The 13,241-nt window shown below is 38.2% G+C and carries 13 protein-coding genes and 1 pseudogene; all 14 read left to right on the plus strand.

Annotated features, from left to right (window positions below; all coding sequences use genetic code 11):
* Window positions 1-178: 178 nt before the first annotated feature.
* The 14 genes and pseudogenes from IHV10_RS02265 to IHV10_RS02330 all read left to right on the plus strand — a co-directional run bounded on the left by IHV10_RS02265 (window position 179) and on the right by IHV10_RS02330 (window position 13,240).
* Window positions 179-1,060: an SMP-30/gluconolactonase/LRE family protein gene (locus IHV10_RS02265; protein WP_197127134.1), complete on the plus strand. Its 882-nt coding sequence runs from the start codon at window positions 179-181 to the stop codon at window positions 1,058-1,060.
* A 100-nt stretch (window positions 1,061-1,160) separates the two neighbouring features.
* A pseudogene (locus IHV10_RS02270) lies at window positions 1,161-1,693 on the plus strand (sigma-70 family RNA polymerase sigma factor).
* Window positions 1,694-1,695: 2 nt separating this feature from the next.
* Window positions 1,696-2,133 (plus strand): PadR family transcriptional regulator, encoded by a 438-nt coding sequence (locus IHV10_RS02275; protein WP_197127135.1) that lies wholly within the window; start codon window positions 1,696-1,698, stop codon window positions 2,131-2,133.
* A complete protein-coding gene (locus tag IHV10_RS02280; protein ID WP_197127136.1) occupies window positions 2,106-3,377 on the plus strand; it encodes an FtsW/RodA/SpoVE family cell cycle protein in 1,272 nt (423 codons plus the stop codon). The genes IHV10_RS02275 and IHV10_RS02280 overlap by 28 nt, the downstream gene beginning before the upstream one ends.
* Before the next feature lie 93 nt (window positions 3,378-3,470).
* On the plus strand, window positions 3,471-3,824 hold the full coding sequence (locus tag IHV10_RS02285; protein ID WP_197127137.1) for a YciI family protein: 354 nt from the start codon (window positions 3,471-3,473) through the stop codon (window positions 3,822-3,824).
* A 145-nt stretch (window positions 3,825-3,969) separates the two neighbouring features.
* Entirely contained in the window at window positions 3,970-4,440 is a 471-nt protein-coding gene (locus IHV10_RS02290) for an Lrp/AsnC family transcriptional regulator (protein ID WP_197127138.1), read from the plus strand.
* A gap of 3 nt (window positions 4,441-4,443) precedes the next feature.
* A complete protein-coding gene (locus IHV10_RS02295; RefSeq protein ID WP_197127139.1) occupies window positions 4,444-5,064 on the plus strand; it encodes a LysE family translocator in 621 nt (206 codons plus the stop codon).
* A gap of 10 nt (window positions 5,065-5,074) precedes the next feature.
* Window positions 5,075-5,668, plus strand: coding sequence for a LysE family translocator (locus tag IHV10_RS02300; RefSeq protein ID WP_197127140.1), 594 nt, complete (start codon window positions 5,075-5,077; stop codon window positions 5,666-5,668).
* 353 nt (window positions 5,669-6,021) lie between these two features.
* Window positions 6,022-9,138 (plus strand): GNAT family N-acetyltransferase, encoded by a 3,117-nt coding sequence (locus IHV10_RS02305; protein WP_197127141.1) that lies wholly within the window; start codon window positions 6,022-6,024, stop codon window positions 9,136-9,138.
* Between the two features lie 13 nt (window positions 9,139-9,151).
* Window positions 9,152-10,009 carry an amidohydrolase family protein gene (locus IHV10_RS02310; RefSeq protein WP_197127142.1) on the plus strand — a complete coding sequence of 286 codons (858 nt, stop codon included), beginning with the start codon at window positions 9,152-9,154 and terminating at the stop codon, window positions 10,007-10,009.
* A 98-nt stretch (window positions 10,010-10,107) separates the two neighbouring features.
* Window positions 10,108-10,665 carry a GNAT family N-acetyltransferase gene (locus IHV10_RS02315; protein WP_197127143.1) on the plus strand — a complete coding sequence of 186 codons (558 nt, stop codon included), beginning with the start codon at window positions 10,108-10,110 and terminating at the stop codon, window positions 10,663-10,665.
* Window positions 10,666-10,957: 292 nt separating this feature from the next.
* Window positions 10,958-11,371 (plus strand): YwqH-like family protein, encoded by a 414-nt coding sequence (locus IHV10_RS02320; protein WP_231619443.1) that lies wholly within the window; start codon window positions 10,958-10,960, stop codon window positions 11,369-11,371.
* Entirely contained in the window at window positions 11,364-11,651 is a 288-nt protein-coding gene (locus IHV10_RS02325; protein ID WP_137790260.1) for a DUF5344 family protein, read from the plus strand. Before IHV10_RS02320 ends, IHV10_RS02325 begins: the two co-directional genes overlap by 8 nt.
* Window positions 11,648-13,240, plus strand: coding sequence for a ribonuclease YeeF family protein (locus IHV10_RS02330; protein WP_197127145.1), 1,593 nt, complete (start codon window positions 11,648-11,650; stop codon window positions 13,238-13,240). Before IHV10_RS02325 ends, IHV10_RS02330 begins: the two co-directional genes overlap by 4 nt.
* Window position 13,241: the final 1 nt, after the last annotated feature.

Below are 13,241 nucleotides of genomic sequence, written 5' to 3' on the forward strand. Positions count from 1 at the left end.
AGATATATGTACAACTCATGATATTTCTGGAATTATACGGTATAAAAGAAATCTTCTTATACACTCTTAACTGGATTCTTTTAATAAAGTGATAAATACTTCATGATATACTTAATGTTCAAAGTTATTTTAATGAGGATAGATATTACATACATCATAGATTAGGGAGGAATAAATCATGTTAAAAAGTGAAGCAGAGTTAGTACTTTCTGCAAAATCCCCTTTAGGTGAAGGACCTTGCTGGGACTCAGAACATGGCGTTCTGTATTGGGTCAGCATATTAGATAAAAAGGTAAACGTCTACGATCCACGTTCTCACCAAAATCGAGAGATTCAACTTGATCAAATGGTAGGAACGGTTGTACCAAGGGAGTCAGGAGGTGTAGTCGTAGCTCTTCAGGATGGATTCCATTTTCTAAATCTTAATACCGAAGAACTTACGCCTATAGTAGACCCAGAACATGAACTTCCTGAAAACCGTTTTAATGATGGGAAGTGTGATCCGTTCGGTAGGTTTTGGGCAGGAACGATGAGTTTAAGTGAAGAAGCTGAAAAAGGCAATCTCTATTGCTTAGGTCACGATCTACATGTGGAAAAGAAGCGAGAAAATTTAACGATTTCAAATGGTTTGGCATGGTCGCCTGATCAATCATATATGTATCTAATTGATACACCAACGAAAAAAGTAACGAGATTCCAATATGACCTTCAAACGGGACATATCCAAAACGCAACAGAAGTGATTTCTTTTCCTGAAGGAGTAGGTGCTCCAGACGGAATGACGATTGATGAAGAGGGCATGCTGTGGATTGCTCATTGGGGTGGTGCTCAAGTTTCTCGTTGGGATCCAGAAACAGGTGAACAGCTATCTTCTATTCCCATTCCATCATTAAATGTTACATCATGCACATTTGGCGGAGAAAATATGGACGAGTTGTATGTAACGACAGCTAGGAAAAACACAAGTGCAGAGAACCTAGAAAGATTTCCAGAAGCGGGTGGATTGTTTAAAGTAAGGCCAGGTGTTAAAGGAATGCCAGCATATTCTTTCAAAGGGTAATAGAGAAACAAACAGCGTTATAATGACGCTGTTTTTTTTTGTTCAACAAAAACTTGCAATCATCGTTTGTCGTCTAATAATAAGAGAGGGGGGAATTGGTATGGAAAACATGTTAGTTGATGTGAGTTCTGTAGAAGATAAAGAGCACATTTTAAACGAAGCCATGAATGAATACGGACAAGACTTGCTGCAGCTCGTTTATTCTTATGTGAATCATACAAGCGTTGCTGAAGATTTAACACAAGATATCTTTGTAAAGTGCTATAACGCACTGCATACATATAACGGCAAATCTAAATTTAAAACATGGCTATGGCGGATTGCCATTAACCATTGTAAGGACTTTTTGAAAAGTTGGTACAACAATAAAGTAATCACCACCGATGATGAGTCTTCTTTTCATCGAACTGAGGTGGATGTCGTTGAGCATGAAGTCATACAAAAAGAAGATGATGAGAATTTAATCCATGCAATTATGCAGCTGGAAATTAAATATAGAGAGGTTATCTATCTTTTTTATTATGAAGAGCTTCCTATTAAGGAGATCGCTTTAGTCACTGAAGTGAGTGACAATACGTCAAAACAAGAATGCGCCGAGCTAAAGAACTATTGAAAATATGTTTGGAGGGTTAGGGATGGAGAACCGTTTAAAGAACTTAAAGAAAATCATGGACGAAAAAACCTTTTCGCATGTAAGGTTCACCGAAAAGCATCGCGAAACCGTACAGAATAAATGGAGTAATCAAGAAGATAAGGAACAGATTGTATTAAATATTTTGCAGTTGTTGAACGAAGAGAAGACAGGTTATCAGTTAGCGAACTTACTTCTTGCACGTGGGGTAAAACAATTTGATGACAATGAAGGATCTCTCTATGTATTGTTGCACTCTTTAGAGAGTAAAGGAGTCGTTCAATCTGAATGGCTATTGAAAGAGAAAACCAAGTATTATCATTTAACACATAAAGGTAAAAGATTATTAAAGCAAGCAGAGCATAAGGAAAAACAATCATCAGTCATTCTACAGCAGTTGATAGGAGGAGCGGAATGGAAAATCGCAGAAAGTCGTTTCTAAACGAAGTGACAAGTCAGATTAGTTCAAAGGAAGCAAAAGAACAAGTTTCTGCTGAGTTGAATTACCATATGAAGGAAACTAAAATGCGATGGGTAAATAAAGGATACTCTGATGTGGATGCCGAACAAAAAGCGATTGAGCAGATGGGAAGTCCGATCACGCTAGGTATTCAGTTAAACAAGATTCATCGTCCGAGAATTGATTGGATTTTGCTCGCGTTATTGACTTCTGTACTCTTGCTAGGTTTTTTACCTGTACTCTCTATGGGGTATGATAGCAATCATTACTTTTTAATGAGAAAGATGATATTGGTTGTCCTTGGTATGATTGTGGCTTTAGGCCTCATGTTTGTTGATTATCGAAAGTTAGTAAGGTGGGGATGGGTGTTTTATGGTGTAGGTATTTTGTTGCTACTATCTTTGCTCTTCTTTTCTAGTGGTACGATTAATGGGAAGCCATTCTTACTAATCGGAGGGCTAACAATAGAAAGCATTGCTGCACTTCCATTCTTTATGATTGCCTGGGCGTGTTCCTTTAATCGAGATACTTTCAAAGTCTATCAATTTATATTATTATTCTTTGTTTCGCTGTTATTATTCTTTATGATTCCAAGTATTGCAACCACTTACTTGTATCTTGCCATGGTGCTATCCATGTTATGGTGGAGCAAATTTTCGACTCGTCAAAAAGGTGTTGTTTCAGGGATTACGATGGGTTCTTTACTATTAATTGGTATTTTCTCTTGGAACTATCAATCTTATTTTATAAAAGATAGAATGCTAGGTTTTCTGAATCCTGGAAAAGTAGCTGATGGAGCAGGATATCAGGTGCTTCAAATTCAAGAGTTACTGTCAAAAGCGGGATGGTTTGGAGGAAATAAGAGTATTCAACAGTTCATACCTGAAGCACACACTGATTTTGCATTTGTTAGCATCACGTATCATTATGGCTGGATAGCAGCGATTTTTCTTATACTTATCCTTTTATTAATACTAGCAAGAGTGGTTATCGCCACACAGCATGTAAGAGATTACTTTGGAAAACTTCTGATCATAGGCAGCTTATCTTTATTACTTTTTCAAATGGTAAGTAATATTGGAATGGCGTTCGGATTTTTCCCTCTTACTAGTATGTCACTGCCGTTTATTAGTTACGGGTTAGTTCCCATTCTATTAAACGCTGTATTGATTGGAGTTGTGCTGAGCGTTTATCGTAGGAAAGACTTAACCAGATCAGCTCTTTAAATTTCTTTAGTGGGTTGTCGATTTTGATGATTTCCGTTCGTTGTATACTTAAAAGAAGAAAAAATAGCTTCTACATACAAGGAGGAAATGGCTATGCTATTCATGCTGATTGTTAAAGCTTCAAAAAATTCGGAAGGTGGTAACCGTCCAAATGAAGAGCTTAATGAAGCGATGCGAAAGTACAATGAAGAATTAGTTAAAGCTGGCGTTCGAGTTCTTGCTAAAGGATTGCATCCAAGTTCAAATGGTATGCGAATTTCTTATCTGCACCCAGGAGAAAAACCAGTGGTTACGGACGGGCCTTTTACGGAAACGAAGGAATTGATCGCTGGATTTATTCTGATCGATGTGGAATCTAGGGAAGAAGCCGTTGAATGGGCGATGAAGATGCCTGATCCACAAGGAAATGGAGAAGGTCAGATTGAATTAAGGCAAGTATTTGAGTGATTTATTCATGCTGCATTTTAAATGGATAGATTGCTAGAGAACCTCTTCTGCATTGGGGTTCTTTTTTTATTAATAAAAATTATTGATTTTATTTATTTTTGAAAGTAATATAGACTAAAATAATACGAAATGAAGGTTTTGTGCTATGGATACGTTTGATAAGAAATTAATAGAACTGTTACAGAAGAACGGAAGAATGAAATGGGCAGACTTAGCTACTCAGGTAGGTCTATCCGCACCAGCGACCTCTGAACGCGTAAACCGCTTGATGGAAAATGGTGTGATCAAGGGATTTGGTGCAAGAATTGAAGCTGATAAAGTGGGAAGTGAACTCACAGCTTTTGTTGCGGTTTCACTGGAACGTCCAGAGCATCGCGCTCCATTCTTAGCACGTATTGAAGAGTTAATAGAAGTGATGGAATGTCATCATATCGCGGGAGAAGATGATTACTTATTAAAAATTCGATCTCGAAACACGAAGGATTTAGATCGAATTATTAGCTATGAATTAAAAGGACTAACAGGGGTTGTTCGTACCAAAACAACGATTGTGATGGATACGACAAAAGAGTCGATCGAAGTTCCTATACAACCGCATGTTTTTTCAGGTGAATAAAAGGTGCTTTCCGGACTTTTTATAAAAGGCTTAATACTGGGAATCTCAATAGCGGCTCCAGTTGGACCAATCGGTGTATTATGCATCCAGCGCACATTAACGCAAGGTCGTGTAGTGGGAATTGTATCTGGATTGGGGGCCGCATGTGCAGATTTACTTTATGGTTTGATTGCTGGGCTTGGTCTTACGATGGTTTCTCAATTTATAATAAGCCAACAATCGTGGATTCAACTTATTGGAGGGGTGTTCCTTTTCTATTTAGGTCTTAAAATCTTAACATCTAAAGCGATACCTATTAATGGGACGCCACAAAAGAGTAGTCTTTCTTCCGCCTTTTTTACAACCTTTCTACAAACATTAACGAACCCCATGACCATACTATCTTTTGCAGGCATATTCACTGGGTTAGGGATCGTTAACACTCACACAATAGCTACCTCTTCCATCACTTTGATAGTTGGAATTTTTTGCGGATCAGCTGCTTGGTGGATCTTTTTAACCTTTACAGTGAGCATAATGAGTAAAAGGATGAATCAGAAGCACATGGTTATGATTAATGTTATATCAGGAATTATCATAGGTTTGTTCGGTGTTGTTTCACTTATACGTTTAATGATTGGATAGTGAGTTTTTAATGTTATTACTAAAGAGTATCATTCTAGGTTTTTCTATATCCGCTCCAGTTGGGCCAATCGGTCTGCTTTGTATACAAAGAACACTCTCACAAGGGAAGTCGGCGGGATTTTTAACTGGATTTGGAGCAGTTACAGCTAACATTGTTTATGCAAGCATTGCAGTATTAGGCTTTTCAGTGTCATCATTATTGATCCAATACGAAATGTTACTTAAAATATTGGGTACCATCTTTTTACTCTACCTAGGGGTGAAAACATTCTTGAAGAAAGTACCAAATCAAGCCGCTCAGTTAGCAGGGGAAAGCAAGTTGATGATGTTTTTCTCTACGTTCTTCTTAATGATTACAAATCCTGTAACGATATTAAATTTTACGGCAATGTTTGCAGGACTAGGATTTGGTGAGAGTCAGATGTCATTACAAATTGGAATGTTCTTAATAAGCGGTGTGTTTATCGGTGCTACCTGTTGGTGGATGTTCTTAAGCATAGTGGTAAGCCTGTTAACAAAAAGTATTCAGCCGCACTTAGCTACCATTAATAAAGGAGCAGGATTATTAATCATTGGCTTAGCTTTAGCGAATATCTTAGCGTAATAAATAAATATAAATATTCGGAAAATTATATTTACTTTTACATCCATATATTTTACAATACAAGAGGTAAGGAAAAAATTTCAAGATAAGGAGGCGTTGGACATGATTAACTTTTTAGACACTACACAATCAACTTTATATTGTCCAATACACAACCTTCTTTTTGAGAACTCGATCTAACCATTGATACGTGAATCAGAGCCTCAGGATGTGTATACATTCTGGGGCCTTTTTATGTATTTTTGTACCTAAAAGTCACCCATTTATTTCTGGGTGGCTTTTTATTTTGAAGAAGCTGAGTAGAACGAACAAGGGTACGATATTGAATATTGAAAAAGCGGAGGTTAGAAAAAATGGAAGTATTGAATACGCACATTACCGATCAGATTACGATAGTAGAATATGATCCGAGCTATGCAGCAGCAGTCGCTGAAATGTGGAATAAGAGCCAAGATGGCTGGGGCGGCGGAAACTCAATCATGACGGAAGATCAAGTATTGAAGAAAGAATCGAACTCATCAAACCTCCATTTATATCTCGCACTCGATGGAGACAAAGTCGTCGGCTACTGCAGTCTGGGCGAATATCGGGAAGATGAAGGAGCACTCTACATTCCGTTGTTAAATGTTAGAGGAGATTATCATGGTAAGAAGATCGGCAAAAAGCTTGTACTAAAAGCGCTACAAAAAGCGGTTGAAATGAAGTGGCCACGTTTGGATCTCTATACATGGCCAGGGAACACGAAGGCAGTGCCGTTGTATAAAAAATGTGGCTTTTTCTGGGAAGATCGGGATGACACGACACACCTTATGAACTTCATGCCTTCTGTGATGCAAACAGAAGCGGTTTTGGATTATTTTACGGATGGAAAATGGTATGAAAACAGTACACGTACCATTGAAACCATCCCGGATGGTATCAACGAAAATGAATTTCATTATTATGAGTATGCTTGGAATCACGAGACTCTGGGTAACTTGAAGATGCAATTCGAGCGTTTCGGAAGAGGGCTTCGCTACATTGAAACAGATGACTATAAAATCTCAGCAACTGTTGAACACTTTAATCTTGTTTTTGGCTCTGAATACAAGATTCGATACCACATGACGAATAAAACAGGTAAGCCATTAACCGTAGAGATTCAAGGTGTGGACGATAAGAACATTCAGTTTGCTACTTCAAAAAAAATCACTGTTCAAAAGGAAGAAGAGATTGAGATTCCTTTTATGGTAAATCCGATTATTGAAGATCAAAGTGTATGGAGAACGCACCCAGCTGTTACTTCTCAATTACTAATCAATGGGAAGAAAGCGGAATTTAGAGTAGGTATTCGTCCTAAGTATCCCGTTAAGTTAAGCTGTAACACGCCAGGTAACCTTAGTTTTGTTGGTAGTTCTTCTCATCTTTATTTTAACTTTGAAAATAACTTTGATGAACAAGTAACGTTTAGCTTTGAACTTCCGTCATCAGAATTGGCTACCATTCAAGATCGTAAGGTGAGTGTTACACTAGCACCGAAAGGAAAGCAATCGGTATCTGTTCCTTTCACGCTAGTAAAACACGGATTTTACTCGGCTGACATTAAAGTCTCGGCAACTAAAATTAATGGAGATATCGTTACTTTTACGAAAAAGCTAGGTGTAGCACTGCAGGGAATTGGAGCTAAATTTGCTGGTGAGTGTGATGATTTTTATCACGTATGCAACGGGCAATATTCAATAAGACTAGATAAGTTCAATAACTGGATCGCACCTGGTAAAGGTGATGTGGATTATAAATTGGCTTTCATGGTGCCTCAACTGGGCAAACCTTTCTCTGAGGAAATTACGCGACTTCGTCCAGAAAAAATTGAACCATTGGAGGAAGATGGTTACTCAGGATTAAGAGCAACTTTTCAATCACAAGCGTTTCCAGAATTGCAGCTTGCAACTGTTGTGAAATTGTACGGTGAAGGTCTAGTAGAAAGATACGATGAAGTAACAAATATTAGCGATGTAGAATCTGCCGCAGAAGTATGGCTGAATACACCGATTATGTGTCCGATGTTAGACAAGGGTGTATTGCCTTACGAGGGAAGATACGTTGAACTCAATGATTCAATGGGATCTGGTTTATCCTATTGGGATCCTAGTAAAATTACGGAAAACTGGCTTTTTCTTCGTGGAAATGATAACCCTAGAGGCATCTCATGGCCGAGAGAAGGGAAGGTGAATTTTTCCGGTTGGTTCATGTATTTTGAAAATAAGTTAGGCAAGATTGCTTCTCAAGAAACAGTTGCGACAAAACCAATCACGATGACAATTGGTGCTTTCCGTGATTGGCAATCATTCAGAGAATTTGCGACGCAAAAGAATGATAAACCAGCCAGTTTGACCAATCATATGAACGTATCGGTTAACAGGGGAAATCCTTTTGTTGATAATGGTGACTGCAAAGCTGTTGTGAGAGATTATAAGTCTTCGTTTTTTAACGGGTTTATTGAAATGAAGTTAGACGATGAGATTCTGCAGAGTCACCTATTCGCTTCAGATGAAGAGTTAACACAGGCCGAGTTTGATATTGAATTACCTGACGATAGAGGGGTACATGTATTAACTTCCAAAATGAATTTAGGTGCTGTTCATATTACACGGCAATCAGCCGCTTTTGTGATGAAGAATACACCCGTTCAGTTGGAAAAGTCGATAAAAGAAGGTCTCGAAGTGTATACCGTAGATAATGGAGAAATGAAGATTTCTGCTTCAGCACAGTTCGCACCATCATTGTTCTCTCTTCAATACAAAGATCAAGAGTGGATGGATTCACCGTTTCCAAAGCCGACACCTAAATCGTGGTGGAATCCTTGGTTCGGCGGAATCGCAGGCCTTCTGACAGGCACGAGTCTTCATTCCTTATTAAAAGAGGAAAGCACTGTTGACTTTGTAGAAAAGGAAGATAGCAAAGGGAATGTGTGGAAAGGTCTCAAAGTCTCTACCATCTACAAAAAACACGAGACGTATAAAGGGATTCAGATTCATAAATACTTCTTGATGCTGCCAGGAGTTCCGGTGCTCTGCCATACAACGGAAATTGTCCAGAACATGAAGAGTTACTTGGATGGTAAGAACTTTTACACAGGATGCTTTTTAAATCCAGGAACAGAGCCTGCGAAGAGCTGGGGAAGCTTCCAGGCTGAAAATGGGGATTGGACCATGGTTTCTGGTGCGAAAGGTGAGCAGGAAATGACTGTTGAACGTAGCGTAATTTACGGATCTGATGATCATGAAAACAAGCTTCAAATTGTAGCGGACCAAAACGCTACACAAGTTGATTCTTATATCAATTTAGAAGTCATTGAGCTTGGGTACTCAGAAAAGATGAACCTTAAGCACGGTGCTAAGCAATTCACTTCCCCTGTGTTTTATGTATTCAATGATAAAGTTATTCCAGATACAGCTTTAGAAGATCTGAAGAAAATAAAATTCAGCTAGAAAGGGCAAACTCATGAAAATTATCGATGCACACATGCATTTTTCAAACATTGAAAGCTTTAAACATACGGCAATAAACCTTTCTAAACTTGACTATTCGTATGAAGGAATTATCAAAGAGTACCGAGAATCTGGCGTTGTGCTTGGCATCGCGATGGGATTAACAGAAAAAGAGGTAGAGGGTTTTCCTGACCCTCTAGCTCCAACTCCAATGGGGATTGATCTGGATAAGCAGGTACCTGAAAACGTCGTGTATTGTGCTGGCATCAATCCGTATCATTTAGGTGAAAGTGAATTGATACAGCTTGAAGAAACGGTTCAGCTTCCAGAAGTTGTTGGTATTAAAATTTACCTCGGTTATTACCCGTACTATGCGTATGATGAGGTGTATCAGCCGGTTTATAAGCTAGCTGCTAAATACGGATTGCCAGTTGTTTTTCACACAGGTGATACTTATTCAGAGCGCGGTTTGTTGAAATACTCTCATCCCCTAACGCTAGATGAAGTAGCGGTTATGCACAGAGACGTAAATTTTATGATGGCGCATTTCGGCGATCCATGGACATTAGATGGAGCAGAAGTTGTTTACAAGAATCGTAATATGTATGCCGATCTGTCAGGGCTCGTTGTAGGAACAAAAGAAGATATTGCAAGATACAAAGATTCACCACGCTTCTTTAATCACTTGCGCCATGCCTTAACGTTCACGGATAACTACGAAAAGTTTTTGTTCGGAACAGACTGGCCACTTGTGCCCGTACAGCCGTATATTGACTTTATAAAAGAAATCATTCCTGAAGAGCATCATGAAGATGTTTTTTACAACACAGCGGTAAAGCTTTTTCCGAAGATTAAGGCGTTTGTAAAATAAACAAATACTTGTGAGAGGCGTGATGCCAATGGTACGAGTCTGTGGTTTTTATAAGGCGTATTTTAATAGATTACGAACTGAAAGAAGGGATCACCACTATGATATCAGGAAAAAAAGTAGAGTTACGGCCCGTTTCACTTGAAGATCATAAGCGAACTTACCACTGGCGAAATGATGAAGAGACCGCTACATTTGATGCGGGCTCTGGTTATTATCGATACAGTCATGTGCCGCTTGAACAGATTGAAGCAAGCTATGAAAAAGATATTCGTACGATTGATAAACGTGAAGTAGGAGAATTCTCGATTTACACAAAAGGGGGAGACGCGCGTCACATTGGTTCGATCGGATACCGCAGCCTAGATATAATCTCACGTCGGTGTGTAGTAGGAATAGGAATCGGTGAGAAAGAGCTTTGGGGCAAAGGATATGGAACCGATGCATTAAAAGCTTTGCTTCACTACCTATTTCATACGATGAATTTAAAACGCGTGCAATTGGATACATGGAGTGGTAACGAACGCGCGATCCGTGCCTATGAGAAGTGCGGTTTTGTGATTGAAGGACGACTCAGGAATGATGCTTATATCAATGGTAAATACTATGACACGATTGTTATGGGCGTTTTGAAGGAAGAGTTTGAGTATAATAAATGAGATTGTATAGGTGTTCGACTATGTAATTTGGATAAAAGGTGAGCTAAATGCTCACCTTTTATTTTTATTATTAAATGCGTTTTAAATGATATAAGAAAAGGTTTCAAATTATGGAAAAAAAGGGGATATGTTAAATAATGCATTAGAACTACAAAAAAAGCATTTATAGGTAAAATGATTTATGTATGTCATTTGTGGTGCCCGGGAAACATGACTTTGTTTTCATTTACTCGAATTACAAAATTAGGTAAAATTTCAGGGATGCTTTAATAAGGAGGCAACAAAGTTGGAAATGGAACTGCTCTCTTCAGAAATTTCATCTGTTCATACAGCAATTAGTCATCTGAATCACGCAGCTATGGTTAAACAAGAACAGTTGGAAAGATTACAACGGTGTGAAAGTCAGCTTGCTCCTCTAGAAGATGACCTTCAAAACTATTCTCGTCTAATAAAAAAGCCTGAGCTTCATTCTGAAAACTGGATGGGTAGTAATGCTCAGGAATTTGAAGGTATACGAGAAGAATCCATGGCAACACCGTTAAATGAACTTATAAATATTCAATATTCACAATTGAAAGAGTCGCTTGCAAACAAGATATCTGAACTTAAAAGTGAGATACAATCGTTACAATCACAAGTTTCAAGTCAACGAGCTAGACTTTCGCAGTTGGAAAGTCAAAGTAAGGAGTTAGCTGCCAATGGGTAAAGAAATAAAAATTGAATTTTCTACCGTTCATACAGCCATATCAAATACGAGATCAGCATTACAGACTGTAAGTACAGATCTGCCTACTGCGGAACTTGGAAGAAATAAACTTGAATCTCTTAATGAAATGCTTACATTGATGAAAAATTTAAACGATGCAGTAATAAATTATCAATCCATGTTAGGTGAACAACTTAATAAAACAGACTCCTTAATTGATACAGTTAAAAAGACAGATGAAACTGCTGCTGGATATACTCGTATAGGAGGGATGGTATGATTGCATTAGATGCCCAAAGTTTAGATACATGGGTAGATTCACTTCGGAAATATTTGGAAAATCAGCTGAACGAAATGAAAGAATTAACCAGTAAAGTAAATGAACTTGCTTCGCTAGACAGTGCGTTAACGGGTGAAGGCGGAGATGCCATTAAGCTTTTTTACCGTGAAAGTCATTATCCGCTCCTTTTATTCTATGAAACAACCGTTACACAAATCCTAACCTTTCTAGATATGTATCAGTCAGAGGAAAGAGCATTTGACTCATCCGGCTCCGCTTATGTAAATACATCCTTTTTAGATCATGAACTGACTACAGTTCTTCAAAAGTTACGAACTGATATCGTTAATCTTACTGATGAAATTAACCAAACAGCTGATACAGTTTCAGATATTGTTTCCCTTCCAAACATCTCAGATGCTCAAGTAATCAATGGCATTAATAAAGGAATAGATCAAGAAAAAAAGACAAGTGAAAATTTAAATCGTTTTGATCAGCAGCAAGTCCAAGGGATTTCAGCATTATTAGGAGATGTATCTCTCTTTACTAATTATATTGAAAGCCTTACGAATGCTGTGTCATCCAGTAAGTTCTCCATGACAGAATACAATTCAGGAGATTTCAAGAAGAAAGAATGGTATAAAGATTTACACGCAACATTATTAATACGCGCAGAGGAACTATTATCGGTAGAACAGAGCGATGAATTAAAAAATAGAAAGTATTCAGATGTAGCACACAGTATACTAGAATATTTCAGTAAAATAAAAGACTCTATGGACTGGGGGGACAATTTGTTTGTTGTTTCAAGGATGGCAGTAGCTGGATACTATACCGTTCTTTCAAGACAAGTAACCATCCATTATCCAAACGGTAAGCCATCTCTTGCCGATCGATTCAAAAGAAACTATACGTTTACGGTTCGTGCAAAAGACTCATGGAAAGCTTCTTCAGGTTATAAAAACCCCGTTGCAAATATGATAAATAAAATGCAGAAGGGTCCACTTCCAACCAATCCTTTAGCGCGTAAAGCAGCGGGATTTGTTAGAGGATATTCTAATCCTGCAAGCTTTTTAAAACATATTACAGGCTTCACCAAGAATAAAACTGCAGCTGAAACTTTAGCAAAGCAAATTGGTGTTTCTACGGAAAGGGCTAAGTTCGGTGTAAAAGATGTTGCGAGTAATGTAGCAAAAGCAAAAGGATTAAGTAGAGTCGCGAGAGGTATACCTATTATTGGAAATGGAATCACGGTTGTTTCAAATTTCTCAGAATTTACAGATCCAAATAATGCAGATAAATCAGTTGGAAATAAGACAGGAAGATTTTTTGCTGGAACTATTACTGATATAACTGCTACTGCGATGGGGGCAAAAGCAGGAGCAATGATTGGTAGTTTTGGTGGGCCAGTAGGTATAGTAGTAGGTGGAGCAGTAGGAGCCGTAGTAGGTGCTGCAATCAGTTCTAAATATGGAGACTCTATTAAAGAAGCTGGCGGTAAGATGGCAGAATCAGCAGTTAAATTTGGGGAAAATGTAAAGGATAAAGCAGGAAAAGCATTTAAATCTATTGGATCTTGGTTTAAATAGG

This window comes from Fictibacillus sp. 5RED26, from assembly GCF_015903895.1.
GTDB classification, from domain to species: domain Bacteria; phylum Bacillota; class Bacilli; order Bacillales; family Fictibacillaceae; genus Fictibacillus; species Fictibacillus phosphorivorans.

What these genes read in the sequence shown, in the direction of transcription:
- IHV10_RS02325 (WP_137790260.1), top strand. Translation starts at nt 11,364, where the DNA reads ATGGGTAAAGAAATAAAAATTGAATTTTCTACCGTTCATACAGCCATA.
- IHV10_RS02265 (WP_197127134.1), top strand. Translation starts at nt 179, where the DNA reads ATGTTAAAAAGTGAAGCAGAGTTAGTACTTTCTGCAAAATCCCCTTTA.
- IHV10_RS02305 (WP_197127141.1), top strand. Translation starts at nt 6,022, where the DNA reads ATGGAAGTATTGAATACGCACATTACCGATCAGATTACGATAGTAGAA.
- IHV10_RS02300 (WP_197127140.1), top strand. Translation starts at nt 5,075, where the DNA reads ATGTTATTACTAAAGAGTATCATTCTAGGTTTTTCTATATCCGCTCCA.
- IHV10_RS02310 (WP_197127142.1), top strand. Translation starts at nt 9,152, where the DNA reads ATGAAAATTATCGATGCACACATGCATTTTTCAAACATTGAAAGCTTT.
- IHV10_RS02285 (WP_197127137.1), top strand. Translation starts at nt 3,471, where the DNA reads ATGCTATTCATGCTGATTGTTAAAGCTTCAAAAAATTCGGAAGGTGGT.
- IHV10_RS02275 (WP_197127135.1), top strand. Translation starts at nt 1,696, where the DNA reads ATGGAGAACCGTTTAAAGAACTTAAAGAAAATCATGGACGAAAAAACC.
- IHV10_RS02320 (WP_231619443.1), top strand. Translation starts at nt 10,958, where the DNA reads ATGGAACTGCTCTCTTCAGAAATTTCATCTGTTCATACAGCAATTAGT.
- IHV10_RS02280 (WP_197127136.1), top strand. Translation starts at nt 2,106, where the DNA reads ATGGAAAATCGCAGAAAGTCGTTTCTAAACGAAGTGACAAGTCAGATT.
- IHV10_RS02290 (WP_197127138.1), top strand. Translation starts at nt 3,970, where the DNA reads ATGGATACGTTTGATAAGAAATTAATAGAACTGTTACAGAAGAACGGA.
- IHV10_RS02330 (WP_197127145.1), top strand. Translation starts at nt 11,648, where the DNA reads ATGATTGCATTAGATGCCCAAAGTTTAGATACATGGGTAGATTCACTT.
- IHV10_RS02315 (WP_197127143.1), top strand. Translation starts at nt 10,108, where the DNA reads ATGATATCAGGAAAAAAAGTAGAGTTACGGCCCGTTTCACTTGAAGAT.